At 62.3% G+C, this 18,692-nt stretch carries 16 protein-coding genes; 2 read left to right on the forward strand and 14 right to left on the reverse strand.

Features of this window, described 5'->3' with window-relative positions; all coding sequences use genetic code 11:
* Positions 1-41 precede the first annotated feature (41 nt).
* Both AC0L24_RS16180 and AC0L24_RS16185 read left to right on the forward strand, forming a co-directional pair.
* Positions 42-632: an ankyrin repeat domain-containing protein gene (locus tag AC0L24_RS16180; RefSeq protein ID WP_127320823.1), complete on the forward strand. Its 591-nt coding sequence runs from the start codon at positions 42-44 to the stop codon at positions 630-632.
* 13 nt (positions 633-645) lie between these two features.
* On the forward strand, positions 646-1,164 hold the full coding sequence (locus AC0L24_RS16185; RefSeq protein ID WP_127320817.1) for a YHS domain-containing (seleno)protein: 519 nt from the start codon (positions 646-648) through the stop codon (positions 1,162-1,164).
* An 11-nt stretch (positions 1,165-1,175) separates the two neighbouring features.
* On the opposite strand, the gene AC0L24_RS16190 is transcribed toward AC0L24_RS16185, so the two are convergent.
* The 14 genes from AC0L24_RS16190 to AC0L24_RS16255 all read right to left on the reverse strand — a co-directional run bounded on the left by AC0L24_RS16190 (position 1,176) and on the right by AC0L24_RS16255 (position 18,687).
* Positions 1,176-3,371, reverse strand: coding sequence for an adenylate/guanylate cyclase domain-containing protein (locus tag AC0L24_RS16190; protein WP_127808230.1), 2,196 nt, complete (start codon positions 3,369-3,371; stop codon positions 1,176-1,178).
* A gap of 500 nt (positions 3,372-3,871) precedes the next feature.
* Positions 3,872-5,302 (reverse strand): S8 family serine peptidase, encoded by a 1,431-nt coding sequence (locus AC0L24_RS16195; RefSeq protein WP_127808229.1) that lies wholly within the window; start codon positions 5,300-5,302, stop codon positions 3,872-3,874.
* Positions 5,292-5,960 carry an anti-sigma factor gene (locus tag AC0L24_RS16200; RefSeq protein WP_127808228.1) on the reverse strand — a complete coding sequence of 223 codons (669 nt, stop codon included), beginning with the start codon at positions 5,958-5,960 and terminating at the stop codon, positions 5,292-5,294. The genes AC0L24_RS16195 and AC0L24_RS16200 overlap by 11 nt, the downstream gene beginning before the upstream one ends.
* Positions 5,957-6,523 (reverse strand): sigma-70 family RNA polymerase sigma factor, encoded by a 567-nt coding sequence (locus tag AC0L24_RS16205; protein WP_127268161.1) that lies wholly within the window; start codon positions 6,521-6,523, stop codon positions 5,957-5,959. Before AC0L24_RS16205 ends, AC0L24_RS16200 begins: the two co-directional genes overlap by 4 nt.
* A gap of 168 nt (positions 6,524-6,691) precedes the next feature.
* Positions 6,692-7,543 (reverse strand): alkaline phosphatase family protein, encoded by an 852-nt coding sequence (locus AC0L24_RS16210; protein ID WP_164873920.1) that lies wholly within the window; start codon positions 7,541-7,543, stop codon positions 6,692-6,694.
* Positions 7,544-7,629: 86 nt separating this feature from the next.
* Positions 7,630-9,219, reverse strand: coding sequence for an ABC transporter substrate-binding protein (locus tag AC0L24_RS16215; RefSeq protein ID WP_127268159.1), 1,590 nt, complete (start codon positions 9,217-9,219; stop codon positions 7,630-7,632).
* 182 nt (positions 9,220-9,401) lie between these two features.
* Entirely contained in the window at positions 9,402-11,057 is a 1,656-nt protein-coding gene (locus AC0L24_RS16220; protein WP_127808227.1) for an ABC transporter ATP-binding protein, read from the reverse strand.
* Positions 11,057-11,881, reverse strand: coding sequence for an ABC transporter permease (locus tag AC0L24_RS16225; RefSeq protein ID WP_127268157.1), 825 nt, complete (start codon positions 11,879-11,881; stop codon positions 11,057-11,059). The genes AC0L24_RS16220 and AC0L24_RS16225 overlap by 1 nt, the downstream gene beginning before the upstream one ends.
* Before the next feature lie 9 nt (positions 11,882-11,890).
* The gene (locus AC0L24_RS16230) at positions 11,891-12,850 is read right to left on the reverse strand and encodes an ABC transporter permease (protein ID WP_127397242.1); all 960 of its coding nucleotides are present in this window, start codon (positions 12,848-12,850) and stop codon (positions 11,891-11,893) included.
* Between the two features lie 15 nt (positions 12,851-12,865).
* Complete coding sequence (locus tag AC0L24_RS16235) at positions 12,866-14,452, reverse strand: ABC transporter substrate-binding protein (protein WP_473563962.1); 1,587 nt, start codon at positions 14,450-14,452, stop codon at positions 12,866-12,868.
* Positions 14,453-14,606: 154 nt separating this feature from the next.
* Complete coding sequence (locus tag AC0L24_RS16240) at positions 14,607-16,592, reverse strand: CocE/NonD family hydrolase (protein WP_127808226.1); 1,986 nt, start codon at positions 16,590-16,592, stop codon at positions 14,607-14,609.
* Between the two features lie 82 nt (positions 16,593-16,674).
* Positions 16,675-17,268: a nucleoside deaminase gene (locus AC0L24_RS16245; RefSeq protein WP_127328578.1), complete on the reverse strand. Its 594-nt coding sequence runs from the start codon at positions 17,266-17,268 to the stop codon at positions 16,675-16,677.
* A 67-nt stretch (positions 17,269-17,335) separates the two neighbouring features.
* Positions 17,336-17,827, reverse strand: a complete 492-nt coding sequence (locus AC0L24_RS16250) for an ureidoglycolate lyase (protein WP_127808225.1) — start codon at positions 17,825-17,827, stop codon at positions 17,336-17,338.
* The gene (locus AC0L24_RS16255) at positions 17,824-18,687 is read right to left on the reverse strand and encodes a bifunctional allantoicase/(S)-ureidoglycine aminohydrolase (RefSeq protein ID WP_127808224.1); all 864 of its coding nucleotides are present in this window, start codon (positions 18,685-18,687) and stop codon (positions 17,824-17,826) included. Before AC0L24_RS16255 ends, AC0L24_RS16250 begins: the two co-directional genes overlap by 4 nt.
* Positions 18,688-18,692 lie beyond the last annotated feature (5 nt).

Consider the following 18,692-nt stretch of genomic DNA (forward strand, 5'->3'; position numbering starts at 1 on the left):
TGCAGCTTGAATAAGTCGAAGCTAATATGCTATTCTACATGATGCGCGGACTGCTGGCACTTACTATGCTGGTATTGGCGGCTACAAGAGTAGTCGCAGGTGAGCCGTTGTTCGACTCCATCACCGCCGGCGACAAGAATGCCGTGGAGCAAGCCTTGGCGGGCGGTGCCGACGTCGACAGCCGGGCACGCGACCAGGCAACGCTCCTCATCGCTGCTGCTCTCGACGATCAGCTTCCCATTGCGGAATTCCTGCTGAGCAAGGGCGCCGACGTCATGGCGCGCAATTCCGGTGGGTTTACCCCCCTCCACGCGGCTGCCTTTTCTGGAAGTCTCCCAGTCGCCAAGCTGTTGCTCGAACAGGGGGCGGTGCTCGAAGACTCGGCTAACAAGTCTGGGGTCACACCCTTGGTGATAGCGGGTGAGGAAAACCATGTAGAACTCGCAGAATTCCTCATTGCGCAAGGTGCGGATGTGAACCATGCCGAGGGTCATGGCTACATGCCGATTACCCGCGCGTTCTGGAAAGGCAATACCGACATCATAAAACTATTCAAACGGCATGGCGCGACGTGCCAGGCGAACGTCCTTGGCGAAGCGAACGCTGCGAAGTGCGAAGCTATCCACGATTGAACGGAGAACGCAGATGAACAGATCGACTAGACTGGTTTCCAATTCGGCGTCGGCAGTCATATGTGCGCTCACCTTGATGGCCGGTGCAGGCTCTGCCTTGGCCGACTCGGTGAATACCGGCTACTTCGGCGGAGTGGCGATCATGGGCTACGACACGGTCGCTTATTTCACCGATGGCAAGGCCGTGAAGGGTTCCGAAGACTTTTCCTATGAGTGGCTTGGCACGCCGTGGCATTTCGCCAGCAAGGAACACAAGGAAATGTTCATGAGCGAACCTGCCAAATACGCTCCTCAATACGGTGGTTACTGCGCGGGCGAGGTCGCACTCCACGAATCCGTCACCGTCAATGTCGATCCGGAAGCATTCAAGATCATCGATGGCAAGCTCTACTTGATCTACGACGAAGGGAACGCGGCCGCCTTTGCGGACAATGCCGATGATCTTGTTCCGAAGGGCGATGCAAAATGGCCGATCGTCGAAGCAAAGTTGGCAGTCGATGTGCCGGATTGGAACTTGATCAATAACCCCTGAGTCTTGCGAGCTCAATTCACTGTCACGAAGTGAAACACCATACCTGTATTGACATACGAATACCCGTTGCCGGCAGCGTCCCTGCGTCTGTAGACGGGACCACAGATGGGCCGCCCAAACATATTTTCGCTATGCTCACATAAGAGGTCGCGATCGACGTAGACCCTCTCGGTGAGCATTCGTGTCATCGTTCGGAAGACTGCCGTGCCGTCCTGTTCTATCTGCATAATGGCTGGAAGCCCGTCCGGTTCGAGGTTGCCTTTCAAGGTCTTGCCAACAACAAAAGATGCGATTTCCGCACCGTTCAACCGGTCCTGTTCGTCGGCGGTGAAGCCGAACGGCCATTCGGGAAGTCCTGCCAGACGGAGGGCGTCGATGAGCGGTGCCAAATCTTCAGCGTTGCGAAGATGGGCATAGTGATTCCGAAACGCGTCCAACGACCGCAGTCGAGCCAAGGATTCGGTCTTCGTCACCAGCCGGAGGCCGTCCGCAATCGCCGCTTTGGCGTCCTCTGTGCGGCCGGCGCGGGCATAGGCCGCTGCGAGCAGAATCCTCAGGCTGCCCGCCTCTGGAGCATCGTCGCGAGCGCGCTCGAGAGTCTCAATGGCTTTCCTGATGTCCCCGAGCAAAAGCAAGACAACCCCGACAACCTCCCGGTCTATCGGAGCCAGATTGGGATCAAGTTTCAATGCCGTCTCGACCGCCAATGCCGCTTTGTTATGGTTGCCGGCGAACAGCTGGATATAACCAACGGCAATTTCCGTCGCAGCGTCTCCGGAGCCTAATGCGACAGCACGCTCCGCCGAGGTGATCGCATCTTCATAGCGGCGATCCATGACCTGCATAATCCCGAGAACGGCGTAGGGCGATGAAAAATCCGAATCGAGCTCCAAAGCACGGCTTGCCTTCTCATATGCTCTCTTTCGCGCAAGCGCGCTCTGAATGATATCATCGGAGGCAGTCCGCCAAAGATAGACACTCAGCCGTGCGTCGGCGGCAAAGGCCTCGGCGAAGGTGGGGTCGAGCTTCTGCGCCTTCTCATACAGCGCAAGCGCCTCGCGCAATCCGTCGCCTCGACCGGTGCGCGCCTCCCGCTCCGCACGGAGGTAGGTATCATAGGCTTCGAGATTTGCAGTCGGCGGGCGTGCCATTCGCTCTCTCTCGGCTGCCGAAGCTTGGACGCCAAGCGCCTTGGCGATTTCCCGGCTCATCTCGTCCTGGACCGCAAACACGTCCGCGATGCCGCGATTGAACCGATTAGCCCATAGATTGTCGCCAGTGGCGATATCGATGAGCTGCGCGTTGAGGCGGATTTGATCGCCGGTCCGCCTCACGCTGCCGTCAACGACAAATTGCACGCCAAGGTCACGCCCAATATCTGCCAAAACGGGGGAGGTTCCTTTGTAGGCGAAGACGGAGTTACGGGCGATCACATCGAGCCCGGAAAGCTTCGCAAGATCGGTGATCAAATCTTCAGTGATGCCGTCGGCAAAATAGTCCTGGCCAGGATCGCCGCTCAGGTTCGTAAACGGCAGTACTGCAATGGAGGGCTTTTCGAGCGCGGAGAGTTTTTGCCATTGCCATGCAAAAATGCCTGCAAGCAAGACGACGAGCAGCGCTGCTACTCCTGCCAAAATCATGATGGGGGAACCTGGCCGGCTTGGCGCCGCTAAGATCTTCCCCGCGTCTCCGGGATCGAGCAGAACCCGATAGGCGCGAACCGAATCGGCGATATTTTTGAGGCGCTGCCCTCCGAGATCCGCAAAGCCGACATCCACTTTGTGCACCGCGTGATCGAACGCCGTCCCGGAGATGCAAACACCGCCTGGCTCGGCCATCGCTTCCAGGCGCGCCGCGATATTCACGCCATCTCCATAGATGTCGTCGCCCTCTACGATGACGTCGCCGAGATTGACGCCGATGCGAAACCGGAGCTGCCGGGCTTCGGGGATACCCTTGTTGCGGTCGACCATCCGGCGCTGGATCACAGCAGCACACTGGACGGCATCGACGACGCTGGCGAACTCGACGAGCGCGCCGTCGCCCATTAGCTTGATTATGCGGCCGTGGTGTTTCTTGATCTCGGGGTCGATCAGTTCGCGACGGCAGCTCTTCAGTCCCTCAAGCGTTCCTACCTCGTCCTCGCCCATGAGGCGGCTGTAACCAACCACGTCGGCAGCAAGTATTGCTGTAAGCCGTCGCTCCATACGTGCCCTGCGCCTTCCCTGGTCGGTCCAAGCGGCTTTGGCTCCAGCCTATTCTAGTCCTGCTTCGGACGCGAGTGTGCGCGACCGTGTTACGGCACAGCTAGAGGGGCGGTGTTACTCGGAATGGCAACGCGCCGGACCTTCCACCCACGAATCTGAACGGAATGCTCTCTCGACAAGATGTCCGCTTAGGTCATCAGCGCCGGCTTGGTTTGAGTGTCCGCTTTGGAGACGCCGAAATGCTCTGGGAATGACCGGAATGGGTCAGATCGCGTCGATGCTCCCCAAGTTCTGAAAGTCCGCTTCCACCCCTTTAACAGTTGAAAGCCGACCGTCAGTTTCCGGCCTCATCCCGGTCATTCGACAACGGTGGCGGATGACTGTTTCTGGTTAATGTAGTTGCTGCTCGGTGCCAGCCTCGGGCTTCCGCTGCCCACCCATCTCAGCCATTGACGGCAGTCACTTGATAGAGTTTTGACCCAAACCCACTTTGACTGACCTTATTCCCTCGCCGCCGCCCTGATGTCCAGCAGACCGTAGCCGAAATCATCGTCGCGTCCCTTGGGGCCGAGATCCCTGGCCGTCGCCGCGAGCGCCTTCTCGATGTCGTCGGCCGAGCGATCGGGCGCGGCATGGATGAGATTGGCGATGGCGCCGCTCACGATCGCCGCCGCAAACGAGGTGCCGGTGACCACGTCCGAACCGCCGCCGCTCGGCGCCACCATCTCGACGCCGGGCGCCGAGATGAAGACATAGGCGCCGCGATTGGCCTGCGGCATCAGCCCGTCCTTGGCATCAGTGGCGGTGACTGCGATGACACCATCGAAAGCCGCCGGATAGCCATAGGGCGCCTTCGGCCCGTTGTTGCCGGCTGCGGCGACCAGCACCATGCCGAGTGCGCGGGCATTGCGGCAGGCGACGCCGAGCAAATCGTTCTTCGGCCCGACGAAGCTCATATTGATGATGCGCACGTCCTGTTCCGCCGCCCAGTCGAGCGCCGACAGGATGACGTCCATGGTCGACTTGCCGCCCTCGAAGGCGCGGGCGTGATAGATCTTTGCGCCCGGCGCCATGCCTTCCAGCACGCCGACGCCGGCGATCAGCCCGTCGATCGACGTGCCGTGATCGCGCTTTTCGATCGGCACGTCGGGCATGGCGTCGAACTGCCCGGCAATGACGCCCGACAGCGCCGGGTTGGTGTCGTCGATGCCAGTGTCGATCACCGCGATGCGGACGTTTTCGCCGCTCGCCTGCTTGGCATCGAGCGCGATACGATCGAACGCATAGTTGACGATGCCGGCGGCCTGCTGCAGCGAATAGACATGGTTGGGCTCGCGCCGCTGGGTGCGGCCGTCGGCGGCCAGTTGCGCCAGCACGACGCCGACGGGCCGGCCGTCGGGAATGCCGAAGCGCACCAGCGTGGTGCCAAGCAGAAGCGACTGGCGCTGCGAGCGCACCTGCAGGCCGAAGGAGGCGGCGATCTGCTGGACAGCGCCGGCATCGCCGTCGACGGTCACCAGCACCTCGTCGGGCACGAAATCGCCAACCACCGCGCGCGGCGGCTGAACGGCAATAAGATCGGTCGGCGAGACGATCGGGCCACCGGGCGGGGGGCCGGCTTGAGTATCGGCCGGCGGCGTTGCGGGCGCCGGCCGGGGCGTCGGTACCGGTGTTGGAGACGCCGCCGGGTTGGGAAACAGGTCGACGATCAGCGCCGGCAGGAAGACCGCGCCGGATTGGCCTGCGTCCGATCCGCTCTTTGTGTCATTGCCATCCTTGGCGCAATCGGCGCCCGCCGCGTTGGTCCCGTTGCGGCAGTCGATTTTCGTCTGGTCTGGATTGGGGTCGTTGGTCTGCGCCGACGCGGGCACGACGATTGCCATCGCCGTCGCAAGCACTGCCGCAAATCGAATGACCGCCTCAGCCGCCATCAACGGGTTTCCTTCCCTCGATCACAGTTTCCGTGAAAGCCTGGGCGGCAACAAGGCCGATTTGCTTGTTGTAGTCGGCAGCTGTCGCGGCCGGAATGCCAAGCCGGAACACGCCGTCGGCGGTCGGTCCGCCGATGATCTTCAGCCCGTTGCTGCCGAGGAAGGCGGAAATGTCCGACATCTTGGCATCCGGCTTGAACTTGACCAGGGCGAACGGCATTTTCGCCGGATCGTCTTGCGCGCCGGCAATCTCGAAATCATTGCCCTTGCCGCCGGGTTCGACAAACGACTGCACCATGACCAGAGCCAGCAGAACCGCGGCTGCCGCCCAGGCGACACCGACCGGCACCGCCATGAAGCGGCCCCAGGCCTGCGCCAGCCAGGACGATCCTGCCGGCTTGCGCGCAGGCCCGGCCTCGGCGTCGAGTGCCTTGGCAAAGCGGCTGAGCGCATCGGCCGGCGGCCGGATTGCTTCGTTGGCGGCCGTGGCGCCGGAGAATTCGGCTTCAGCCTCGCCAAGGGCGGCAAGTGCGGCCGGATCGCTGGCCAGCCACTCCTCGACCGCTTCCAGGTCGGAACCTTCCAGCGAGCCGTTCAGGTAGAATGGCAGCAGCGTTTCCATTTCGTCGCGGCGCGACATCTTTTCAGCGGCGCTCATGGCCACCCCCTGTCGTAACCGGCGGCCTTGAGGGCCTCGCCGAGTTTCTTGCGGGCGTAGAACATCCGGGTCTTGACGGTGGCGACCGGAATGTCGAGCACCTCGCCGATCTCGCTCACCGACTGTCCGTGATAATAGGCAAGATCGATGACCACGCGATGCTCTTCGGGCAAGGTGTCGACGAAGCGCCGCAGGGCGGCGGCCTTGTCTTCCTTCATGGTGACGACTTCCGGCGTGTCCGCGCCATCGGGCACCGCGGCGGCGGCCTCGTCGTCGATCCAGTCTTCCTTCTTCTTGCGCAGAAAGGACAGCGCCTTGAAACGGGCGATGCCGAGCAGCCATGTCGAGACTTCGGAACGCCCTTCGAAGCCGGGCGCCTGGCGCCATAGCTCGAGGAAGACTTCGTTGGCGATATCGTCGGCCATCATTTCCGATCCCGTCTGGCGCGCCACGAAGCGGTAGACCCGCGCGTGGTGACGCATGAACAGGAGCCGCACGGCGGCACGGTCGCCCTTCGCGACCCGGTCGACGAGAGCGCGATCGGTCTCCGTCGCTGCCGTCATGGCCGGTCGAGCCGCCTGGCTCCTGTCTGCTCTGTCGCTGATCGGTCCAAAAAGGTTCATCCTCCGCCAAGGAATTTTGCGGAGGCTAACCGAAGTAAGGAAGTGTTGCCAGAGGCAGGGTCTTCCCTTCCCCCACAAGGGGGGAAGGGAAGAGTTCTGCGCGCCCGCTCACTCCAAGAAAGATTTAGCCTTCATCGTCTCCGGTATTGCCACACCCAGCCGGCTCAGCACTGTCGGCGCCAGCTGCAGCTGGTCGAGCAGCGTGTCGGCCTGCGGACCCTTACCTTGTCCAAAATAGTACAGCGCGAAATCCTGCATCTCGTCGTCATGGCCGCCATGATGGCCACGATCGGTCTGGCCGTGATCGGCGGTGACGATCACCTCATAGCCGGCTTCGATCCAGCGCGGCAGGAAGGCGGCCAGCATCCCGTCCATCGCATAGACGGCATGGTCCATCTCGTGGCAGTCGTGGCCGAAGCGGTGTCCCATCGAGTCCAGCGTGCAGGTGTGCAGGATGCCGTAGTCGATGCCATGGCGTTTCGTCAGCATCGTCAGCGTCGCGAACAGGTCGACATCGCTCGGCGTCATCTGGTTGCGAAGATTGTACCCGGTCATGGTGTGGAAGCGGCCATGCGTGATCGGCCCGCCTGGCTCGTCGAATTCCATGTCCTCGACCAGGTCGAACGGATAGCCGCGGAAGAATTCCGACCAGTAGGAATGGGTCACCGCCCCCGTCTTGCCGCCTGCCTTGCTGACTTCGGAGAAGATATCGGGCTGCTCGACGCGGAACCGGTTCTCGTTGGAGAGAATCCCGTGCACCTGCGGTGAGACCCCGGTGTGGATCGACGCATAGCAGCAGGCCGAGGTCGACGGCAGCACCGAGCGTATCTTCCAGACGCGCGCCTCGCCCGATTGCACCCAGCCTTCGAGATTGCCCATCAGCCGGCGCCAGTTCCGGTAAGGCACGCCGTCGAGGATGATCAGCAGAAGCTTGGACTTGAGCGCCACGGGCTGCTCCATGCGGTTGGCGGTTGAAACGGGAACGCCGTGTGCCGTCTTGGGCACACGGCGTTCTTGCTAGATGAAATCGGACGATCAGAGTCCGCTCAAGCGTTGAGCCAGCACTCGGCAAGCGCGTAGCCGTCCATCATTTCGCCGATAGGGCTCTTGGCATAGCCGCCGATCTTGCTGGTGGCGGCCGCGTCGATGAACTGGTTGAAGAAGGGCACGATCAGCCCGCCTTCGTCACGCATCATCACTGCCATGTCGTGGTAGATCGCCTGGCGCTTGGCCTGGTCGAGCTCGCCGCGCGCGGTAAACAGCATCTTGTCGAATTCCGGCCGCTTGAAGCGCGTGTCGTTCCAGTCGGCGGTCGAGACATAGCCGGTGGAATACATCTGGTCCTGCGTCGCGCGTCCGCCCCAGTAGGAGAGCGAGAAAGGCTGCTTGTTCCAGACCTCCGACCAGTAGCCGTCGCCGGGCTCGCGCTTGATCTCGATCTTGATGCCGGCTTTGGCGCAGGACTGCTGATAGAGCTGTGCGGCATCGACGGCGCCCGGGAAGGCGACGTCCGAGGTGCGCAGCACGATCGAGCCGCTGTGGCCCGATTTCTTATAGGCTGCCGCCGCCTTGTCCGGATCGAACTTGCGCTGCTCGATGTCGGCGGAAAACAGCGGATAGGCCTCGTTGATCGGGAAGTCGTTACCCACCGAGCCATAGCCGCGCAGGATCTTTTCCAGCATCTCGTCGCGGTCCATGGCAAGCTTCAGCGCCATCCGCAGATCGTTGCTGTCGAAGGGGGCGGTGTCGCAGAACATGTTGAACGGATAGTAGCCCTTGCCCGAGACGTTCTCGATGGAGACGCCCGCGATGCGCTTGACCAGATCGACGACCTTCGGCTCGACGCGGTTGATCATGTGCACCTGGCCGCCCTGCAGGGCGGCAAGCCGTGCGGTCGCGTCATTGATGACGATGATCTCGACCTGGTCGGCATGGCCGGCCTTGTCGCCCAGCCAGTAATTGGCGAAGCGCTCGCCGCCATGGCGCACGCCGGGCTGGTTGACGCTAACCTTATAGGGACCGGCGCTGATGCCGGCGTTCGGATCGTCCTTGCCGCCATTCGGCTGGATGGTGAGATGGTAGTCGGCCATCAGATAGGGGAAGTCGGCATCGGCGTCGCCGAGCGTGACGATGACCTCCTTGCCGCTCGCCTTGATCCCCTTGATGTTCTTGAGGATGCCGAGTGCTCCGGACTTGGACTTCTCGTCCGCATGGCGCTCAATGGTGGCAGCAACATCCTCCGCGCCGACCGTCTTGCCATTGTGGAACTCGATGCCGTCGCGGATCTTGATTGTCCATGTCTTGGCGTCGGCCGAGGCGCCAATCTCCTCGGCAATCAGGTTGACCAGCTTGTTGTCCGGGGTGAGGCGCACGAGATACTCGCCCCAAAGCTTGCCGAAGCTGAAGGTAACCTGGCTGAGGTTCAGCGCCGGATCGAGGCTGTTGGTGGATTCACCGCCCTGCAGACCGGCCTTGATGATACCGCCCTTCACCGCCGTCTGGGCAAATGCCTTGCCGGCCAGCGCCGGCATCAGGGCCGCCGATACGCCGAGCGCGGCGGCGCGCCCAAGAAAGGCGCGGCGCGATATCCGGCCTTGACCGGCGAGTTCGGCGAGATAATCGAGTTCAGTCTTCATGTCCTACCCCTGTTTTAAAAGTCGTGCGAGCAGCGCTCGTCCCGAAGGACGTTTGGCGCTCTTGTGTTGCATCCGGATGACGGTCGCCGGCGCCCCATGTGGCGGCTTGGTCTGGTGCAATTCCCAGGGGAAGCGCCATGCGCTTCTTCTGGGAGAACCGGTTCCAGTTTCCCCGAATTGCTTTAGTTGCCCGCGCTGGTCATGCGCCGTCCCTTGATTGCCTTTTCCAGCCAGCCGATTTCCATCTCTGGAACCGAGGAGAGCAGCAGGTCGGTGTAGGCGTCGAAGGGCGGGCTTAGCACCTGGCTCTTGGGGCCGTAGCGCACCACCTCGCCGCGATACATAACCGCGATCGAATCGGCGATCGACTTCACCGTGGCGAGGTCGTGCGTGATGAAGAGGTAGGCGACGTTCTCCTCCTTCTGCAAATCGAGCAGCAGCTTGAGGATGCCGTTGGCGACCAGCGGATCGAGCGCAGAGGTCACCTCGTCGCAGATGATCAGCTTCGGCTTGGCGGCAAGCGATCGGGCAATGCAGACACGCTGTTTCTGGCCGCCGGAAAGTTCGGCCGGATAGCGGTCGGAAAAGCCCTTGCCCATCTCGATCTTGTCGAGCAGTTCGGCGACGCGCCTGTCGCGCTCGCGGCCGCGTATGCCGAAATAGAATTCGAGCGGCCGGCCGATGATGGTGCCGACGGTCTGGCGCGGGTTCATCGCCACGTCGGCCATCTGGTAGATCATCTGCAACTGGCGCAAATCTTCCTTCGGCCGGTCGGCCAGCCGATTTGCCAGCGGACGCCCGTCGAAGGTGACGGTGCCCTGTTCGGGCGGCAGCAGGCCAGTGATGGCGCGTGCCAGCGTCGATTTGCCGGAGCCTGACTCGCCGACGACGGCCAGCGTCTGACCCGGATAGATGTCGACCGAGACGTTCTTCAGCACCTTGATGTCGCTGCGGCCATAGGCGGCGGTGACGTTCTTCACCGACAGGAATGGCGACGTGCCGGGTTTCTGCTCCTGATGCTCGATCTCATGCACCGAGACCAGCGCATTGGTGTATTCCTGGCGCGGCTCCTTGATGATCTGCCTTGTGCCGCCCCATTCGACCAGCCTTCCATGGCGCAGCACCATGATCTCGTCTGAGACCTGGGCGACGACGGCAAGGTCGTGGGTGATGTAGAGCGCAGCGACATGGGTGTCGCGGATGGCATCCTTGATCGCCGCCAGCACGTCGATCTGCGTCGTCACGTCGAGCGCCGTTGTCGGCTCGTCGAAGACGATCAGGTCCGGCTCGGAGCACAGCGCCATCGCCGTCATCACGCGCTGCAACTGGCCACCCGAAACCTGGTGCGGAAAGCGCTCGCCGATGGTTTCAGGGTTCGGCAGGCTGAGCTTCTTGAACAGCGCAACCGCGCGCTTCTCGGCCTCGGCCCGCGTTGCCGTACCGTGCAGCAGCGTGGCTTCCACCACCTGGTCCATCAGCCGGTGCGCCGGGTTGAAGGCGGCTGCCGCCGATTGCGCGACATAGCAGACCTCGCGGCCGCGTAATTTGCGGAAGCCGTCCTTGCCGCCCTTGAGGATGTCGCGACCGTTCAGGATCACCTCGCCGCCGGTGATGCGCACGCCGCCGCGGCCATAGCCCATCGACGACAGGCCGATGGTCGACTTGCCGGCGCCGGACTCGCCGATCAGGCCGAGCACCTTGCCTTTTTCAAGCGTCAGCGAGACATCGTGCACCAACACGATGTTCTTTGGCGGCTCGCCGGGCGGGAAGACGGTGGCTTCGATGCGCAGGTTGCGGATGTCGAGCAGCAGGCCTGATTTCGCTTTGGTGTCGGCCATCACCCGCGTCCTCCCTTGAGGCTGGTCGTCCGGTTGAGCACCCAGTCGGCAACCAGGTTGACGGAAATCGCCAACAGGGCGATCGCCGCCGCCGGGATAAGCGCGGCCGCGATGCCGAAGACGATGCCATCCTTGTTTTCCTTGACCATGCCGCCCCAGTCGGCGTCCGGTGGCTGCACGCCAAGGCCGAGGAACGACAGCGTCGACAGGAACAGCACGGCATAGATGAAGCGTAGGCCGAGTTCCGAAACCAGCGGCGACAATGCGTTGGGAAGGATCTCGCGGAAGATGATCCAGCCGCTGCCCTCACCACGCAGTTTCGCCGCCTCGACATAGTCCATGACGTTGATGTCGACGGCGACCGCGCGCGACAGGCGATAGACGCGGGTCGAATCCAGAATGCCCATCACCAGGATCAGCGTCACCAGATTGGTCGGCAGCACTGACAGCACGACGAGACCCATGATCAGCGTCGGGATCGACATCAAGAGATCGACGAGGCGCGACAGCAGCGTGTCGAACCAGCCGCCGAAGACGGCCGCCGAGAAGCCGAGGATGGCGCCGAGCGAGAATGACAGTGCGGTGGCCAGCACCGCGATGAACAAAGTGATGCGGGCGCCGTAGATCATGCGAGACAGAAGATCGCGGCCGAGATTGTCGGTGCCCAGCAAATGGGCAGCCGACATCGGTTCCCAGACGTCGCCGACGATTTCGCCATTGCCGTGCGGCGCGATCCAGGGGGCGAAGATCGCCGCCAGCACGAACAATGCCGTCAGCACGATCCCGATCAGCGCGGGGAGGGGGATGCGTTTGATATCGAGCATATCCGCCCCCTATTTCGGATGTCTGAGACGCGGATTGGCGACGATCGCCGCTATGTCCGCAATGATATTCAGGCTGATATAAACGGCGGCGAAGATCAGGCCGACCGCCTGCACCACCGGCACGTCGCGTTTGGTGACGTGGTCGACCAGATACTGCCCCATGCCCGGATAGACGAAAATCACCTCGACCACGACGACGCCGACGATCAGGTAGGCGAGGTTGAGCATGACGACGTTGATGATCGGCGCGATGGCATTGGGGAAGGCGTGCTTGCGGATGACGTTGAAGGCCGACAGGCCCTTCAGTTCCGCCGTCTCGACATAGGCCGACTGCATGACATTGAGGATCGCCGCGCGTGTCATGCGCATCATGTGGGCGAGCACGACCAGCGTCAGCGCGGCCGCCGGCAGAGCGATCGCCTGCATGCGCTCGCCAAAAGGCATGCCGTCATAGACGGTCGAGATGCCAGGGAAGATTTGCCATTTCACGGCGAAGAAATAGACCAGCACATAGCCGATGAAGAACTCGGGAAAGGAGGTCGAGGCCAGCGCCAGCCCGGAGATCAGCTTGTCGACCCAGCCATTGCGGTAGCGCACCGCGATCAGGCCGAGAATGATCGCCAGCGGCACGGCGACGATCGCCGCCCAGAAGGCGAGAAACAGCGTGTTCCACAGCCGTCCCTTGATCGACGTGGCGATATCCTGGCCGCTCGACATGGCGGTACCCAGGTCACCTGTCACCACCCCGCCGAGCCAGCGGAAATACCTGATATAGGCCGGATCGTTGAGGCCGAGCTGCTCGCGCAGATTGGCGAGCGACTCCGGTGTCGCCGATTGCCCAAGAATGGCTTGCGCGACATCGCCGGGCAGGATCTGCGTGCCGGCGAAAATCAGGACCGAAACGGCCAACAAGAGGAGAATGCCCAGCGCGATGCGCTGGGCAATCAGTTTCAGGATGGGTGAAGACATATCCGCAAAGCCGGCTCAGGCCTGCAGCCAGCACTTCGCCAAGGCGTAACCGTTCATCAGCTCCTGATGTGGATCGTCGACCCAGCCGTCGACCTTGGCGCCTGTTGCGTCGATGAACTGGTTGAACATCGGCAGGATCAGGCCGCCTTCGTCGCGGACCATGACAGCCATGTCGTGGTACATCGCCTTGCGCTTGGTCTCGTCAAGTTCGGCCCGGGCCGCCAGCACCATCTTGTCGAAATCCGGGCGCTTGAAACGCGTGTCGTTCCAGTCCGCCGTCGACAGATAGGCGGTCGAGTACATCTGGTCCTGCGTCGAGCGGCCGCCCCAGTAGGAGGCGCAGAAGGGCTGCTTGTTCCAGACTTCCGACCAGTAGCCGTCGCCCGGTTCGCGTTTGATCTCCAATTTGATGCCGGCCTTGGCCGCGCTCTGCTGATAGAGTTGCGCGGCATCCACGGCGCCGGGGAAGGCGACGTCGGAAGTCCGTAGCAGCACGGCCCCGTCATGGCCCGACTTCTTGAAGTGGAACTTGGCCTTGTCGGGATCGTATTTCCGTTGCTCGATATCGCTGAACAGCGGGTAGGAAGCGTTGATCGGGAAGTCGTTGCCGATCGAACCGTAGCCACGCAGGATCTTGTCGAGCATTTCTTCGCGGTCGATGGCCAGCTTGAGCGCCATGCGCAGATCGTTGTTGTCGAAGGGTGCGGTGTTGCAATGCGCGATGAAGACATAGTGGCCGGGACCCGCGTGGTTGCGGATGGTGACGCCCGGCAGGCGCTTGATCAGATCGACGATCTTTGGCTCGACGCGGTTGATCATATTGACCTGGCCGCCCTGCAGGGCGGCCGTGCGCGCCGTCGCATCGTTGATGACGATGATCTCGATCTGTTCGGCGTGGCCCATCTTGTCGCCCTGCCAGTAATTGGCGAAACGCTCGCCGCCATGGCGCACGCCGGGCTCATTGGTCGTGACCTTGTAAGGACCGGCCGAGATGCCTGCGTCGGCCTTGTCCTTGCCGCCATTCGGTTGGACGATCAGGTGGTAGTCGCTGAGCAAATAGGGCAGATCGGCATTGGCTTCCTTCAGGGTCAGCACGACTTCCTTGCCGCTGGCCTTGATGGTCTCGATGCCCTTCATGTAGCCGAGCGCGCCGGATTTCGACTTCTCGTCGGAATGGCGCTCAAGTGTGGCGGCCACATCCTCGGCGGTCACCGTCTTGCCGTTGTGGAATTCGACGCCGTCGCGGATCTTCAGCGTCCACACCTTGGCGTCGTCCGACGAGCCGATCTCCTCGGCGATGCGGTTCTCGAGCTTGCCTTCCGGCGAAAGCTCGACGATCAATTCGCCCCACATCTTGCCGAAGGCGAACGGCACCTGAGTCATGAACAGTGCCGGATCAAGGCTGTTGGTGGACTCGCCGCCGACAAGTCCGGCTTTCAGTGTACCGCCCTTGACCGGACCTGCCGCGCGTGCAGCGCTTGAAAGCAGCGAGTTGGCGAAGGGCGCGGAGATACCGAGCGCCGCCGCCCGGCCGAGAAAATCACGACGGCTCAGTTTGCCCGACGCGACACGCCGGCTAAGAAATTCCAGTTCGTTCGACATTTTGAGTTCCTCACTCTGTTGGTTCGACTCTGCGGTCGTTTTTCTTATTTCTTGTGAGGAGAATAATGACCGCAAGGGAAAGCGGTAAGCAAGACCGAATGCGACATGCCGTGGCGTAAATCGTACGTCGCAATTGGACCAATGAACTCGGTGCTCAAAGAAGCGCGCGCGGCACCTTCTCCTCGAAATTGCGCTCGAAGACGAGCGTTTCGTCCTCATAGGCCTCGATTCTGGCGCTGACGATGAAGTTTTGCGCGTCCGACCGCATTTCGGCTGTCGTTTCGGTGCGTACCGACCATCCGTTTCGCGACAGGGTCTGCGTCCAGTGCGTCTTCCCCGAGGCCGACAGCGGATCATCGGGGTGGATCGTCCAAGTCTCGCGGGCGATGCTGCCATTGGCCAGGCCATGAGCGAGATCGCGCACCTCGCCGAAATCATCAACGATGGAAAGCGTCACGATTCCCGTCTTTTCGTCACGATCGATATGGCGCTCGGAATTGCTGGCGCGGATCGTCTCCGTTGCCCAGGGAGTGGCACCTTCCGGCTCGGCGAACGCCGCTTCGTCGTCTGTCGCCAGCGGCCGCAGCGGCAAGCGGAGCGTCGCCGCCGACAAGGTCAGACGGACCGGCTCCGGCGACGGCCAGATGGCAGGCCAATAGGCGTTCGAAACGGCAACGCGCAGGTGGTGGCCGGCAGGCACGCGGTAGGCGCATTGATCGAGCACTACGCGCGCAGACACGGTTTCACCCGGCACCAGCGCCTCCGGAAATTCGTGCGAATTGCGGTGGGTCAGATTGAGTACGCCATAGGAGATCAACTCCGAGGCGCCGTCGGGATGCACATCGCAAAGCCGGACCGCGATGTTGGCCTGCGGACGATCAGAGGATAGCTGCAGCTCGACCTCCGGGGCGCCGACGATGTCGATCGGCTCGCTGAGTTCCGGCTGGTCGAAACACGCCGACAGGGCATCGTCGGGGCGCTGATCGCCAGGCAGTTCGGGGCCGAAGGTGAAAGGAAAATACTCGCCGCCGGCCAGGCCGCAGCTTTGCGGCGAGGCCACGATGGCGGGTTTTTCCGTTGCGGGGATCAGATCGACCGTCTGCGTCTTGATGTTGGACGATGGCCATTCCTGCTCCGCCACCCAGCGGCCAGGCCGCTCGGGGTGCCAGCGCGCTGGGCGCACGCTGTCCATGACATAGGCGCGGTAGGCCGGGTCGGACTCGACACCGGTGTCGACACCCTTCAGCCAGCGGTCCCACCAGCGCAGAGCCTCCTGCAGGAAGCCGATGGCGGGTTTTGGTCCTGCGTAGTGCGGGTATTTGTGGATCCATGGCCCGATAATGCCCTTGACCGGGGCTTCGATGTTGCTGGCCAGATGCGAGACCGTGTTGCGGTAGCCGTCATGCCAGCCGCCGATCGACAGCACCGCGGCTTTGACGGCGGAGAAATCCTCGCAGATCGAGCCGCGCTTCCAGTAGGCATCACGGTGCTGGTGTTTCAGCCACAGCGGCGCCAGGAAGGATTGGTTCTCCAGCCGGGTCAGCCACAGATCGCGCCATCTGTTGTCGCCGGCCAGCAGCGGGTCCGGTGGCCGCGACGAGTAGGACAGCATGGTCGAGGCCCAGCCGAAGTTCTCGATCAGCAGGCAGCCGCCCTTGTAGTGGATGTCGTCGGCATAGCGGTCGACGGTCGAGCATAGGCTGATCACGGCTTTCAGCGCCGGCGGCTGCTTGGCCGCCACCTGCAGGCAGTTGAAGCCGCCCCAGGAAATGCCCATCATGCCGACATTGCCGTTGCACCAGGGCTGGCTTGCCGCCCAGGCGATGACGTCGCAGGCGTCCTGCAATTCCTGCTCGGAATACTCGTCGTCCATCAGCCCTTCGGAATCGCCATTGCCGCGCATGTCGACGCGGATCGAGGCATAGCCGTGGCCGGCGAAATAGGGATGCGTCAGCTGATCGCGAAAGATGGTGCCGTCGCGCTTGCGGTAGGGCAGGTGTTCGAGGATCGCCGGCACCGGATCGTCGCCCGCATCCTCCGGCATCCACACCCGCGCCGAGAGCCGGCAGCCGTCCGGCATGACGATCCCCATGTCCGGGAATTCGACGACCTTGCGGGAAAATTCGGTGACTGTTTTCATGGCATGCTCCAGGATCGTCAGATGATGGAGCCGGTGGGGTCGCGTCGTGGGCCAGCCAACGAATTCGGCTGGTCAATCCGCGTCAATTCAGCGGAATGTCGTTATCGTCCTTATTCGCCTGATAGACGCCGGACAACTCATCGTAGCGCGCCGAAATCGCGCCGATACGTGTTTCCAGCCGTTGCCGTTCGGCCTCGGGCAAAGCTCGCACCAGCCGGCGAATGGAAAAGCTCTTCCAGTAGGCGTTTTCGGCGTTGTAACCGCCGGGATCGAGGGTGAAGACCTCTTTCAGGATTTTCAGATCGTGCGGGATGGCAAAGCTGTCGCGCGAATCCTCGTGGCTGAACAGATAGTAGAAATTGTCGAAGCCGGTCCAGGTGATAGCCGACAGGCAGAGCGAGCAGGGTTCGTGCGTGGCGATGAAGATGGCGTCTTTCGTATCGACGCGTTCAGCCCTGGGCATTTCGTAGAAGCGCTTCAGGCAGTGCACCTCGCCGTGCCAGAGCGGGTTTTCCATCTCGTTGTTGGTTTCGGCCAGCACCAGCGACCGGTCGTCCTTGCGCAGGATCGCGGCGCCGAACAGCTTGTTGCCATGGGTGACGCCGTCGGCCGTCTTCGGCACGATGTCGTGCTCGATAACGTCGAGCAGGCGGTCGATCAGCGAAATATCCGTCATCAGGGGGTCTCCTGCCGCATGTCGCCCAAAGTGCCCCCGGGTTTGGGGTAACGACACGCACAAAAAATTAAGGGAGATGGATCTCGTAGGCGTGCGAGAAATGGAACTCTTCGAGGTTGGAGCCGTCGCCGCCACGGTCGACGATCAGGAAATCCTGAGGCTCGCCGAGCGGCGTCAGCACGCCATGCCAGAGATTGCGCCGGTAATTGATGCCTTGGCTGGGTGCGGTGATGAAGGCATGCGGCTCATCAGGCCCTTGCTTGCCGTCATGGCAGACGACGACCAGGAATGGACGCGGCGACAGCGGGATGAAGGCCTGGCTGCCGAAGGGGTGGCGCTCGACCATGCTCAGCTTCAGCGGCAGTTCGTAAGGCGTGCCGCGCACCATCGAGATTAGCACGCGGGCATTCGGTCCGATCGCCTCGGCGGTCGCCAGATCGTGATAGCGTTCCGCGCGGCCGCCATTGATCGGGTAGTGGTTGTCGCCGCCCATATCGATGACGTCGCCGAACGGAGCAAAGCTCTCGCGGGTCAGTGGCCGCGTAATGATCCGCGTCACGGCGTCCGCCCAGGGACACCGGCGCCGCCGAGCTTGGCGTGCCGGTTGACGTCCTTGTAGAGCAGATAGCGGAATTTGCCCGGGCCGCCGGCATAGCAGGCCTGCGGGCAGAAGGCGCGCAGCCACATATAGTCGCCGGCCTCGACCTCGACCCAGTCCTGGTTGAGGCGATAGACCGCCTTGCCTTCCAGCACATAGAGCCCGTGCTCCATGACATGGGTCTCGGCGAAGGGAATGACCGCACCCGGTTCAAGCGTGACGATGGTCATGTGCATGTCGTGGCGCAAATCGGCTGGATCGACGAAACGCGTCGTCGCCCAGCGGCCCTCGGTGCCGGGCATCGGCGTCGGCGCGATCTCCTGTTCGTTGGCGAAGAAGGCCTCCGGCACATCGAGACCGTCGACCGCCTCGTAAGCCTTGCGAATCCAGTGGAAGCGAACATCGGCTTTGCCTTCGTTGCGAACCTTCCAGCCGCTGGCCGGCGGCAGGAAGGCAAAGCCGCCGGGCCTTAAACTATGCTTTTTGCCCTGAAGCAGAACCGTCAGCTCGCCTTCGACCACGAACAGCGCACCTTCGGCACCGGCATCGGGTTCAGGCCGGTCGCTGCCGCCGCCTGGCGCAACCTCGACTATGTATTGCGAGAACGTCTCGGCAAAACCCGACAGCGGTCGCGACAATATCCAGACGCGGGTCTCGTCCCAGAACGGCAAGGCACTGGTGACGATATCCTGCATCACACCCCGAGGAATGACGGCATAGGCCTGGGTGAAGACGGCGCGACCGGTCAGAAGCTCGCTCTGGCCGGGGAGGCCGCCATGTGGCGCGTAATAGGTTCGCTCGGGCATCCTGATCGTATCCATGGGTT

The organism is Mesorhizobium sp. WSM4809, assembly GCF_055811655.1.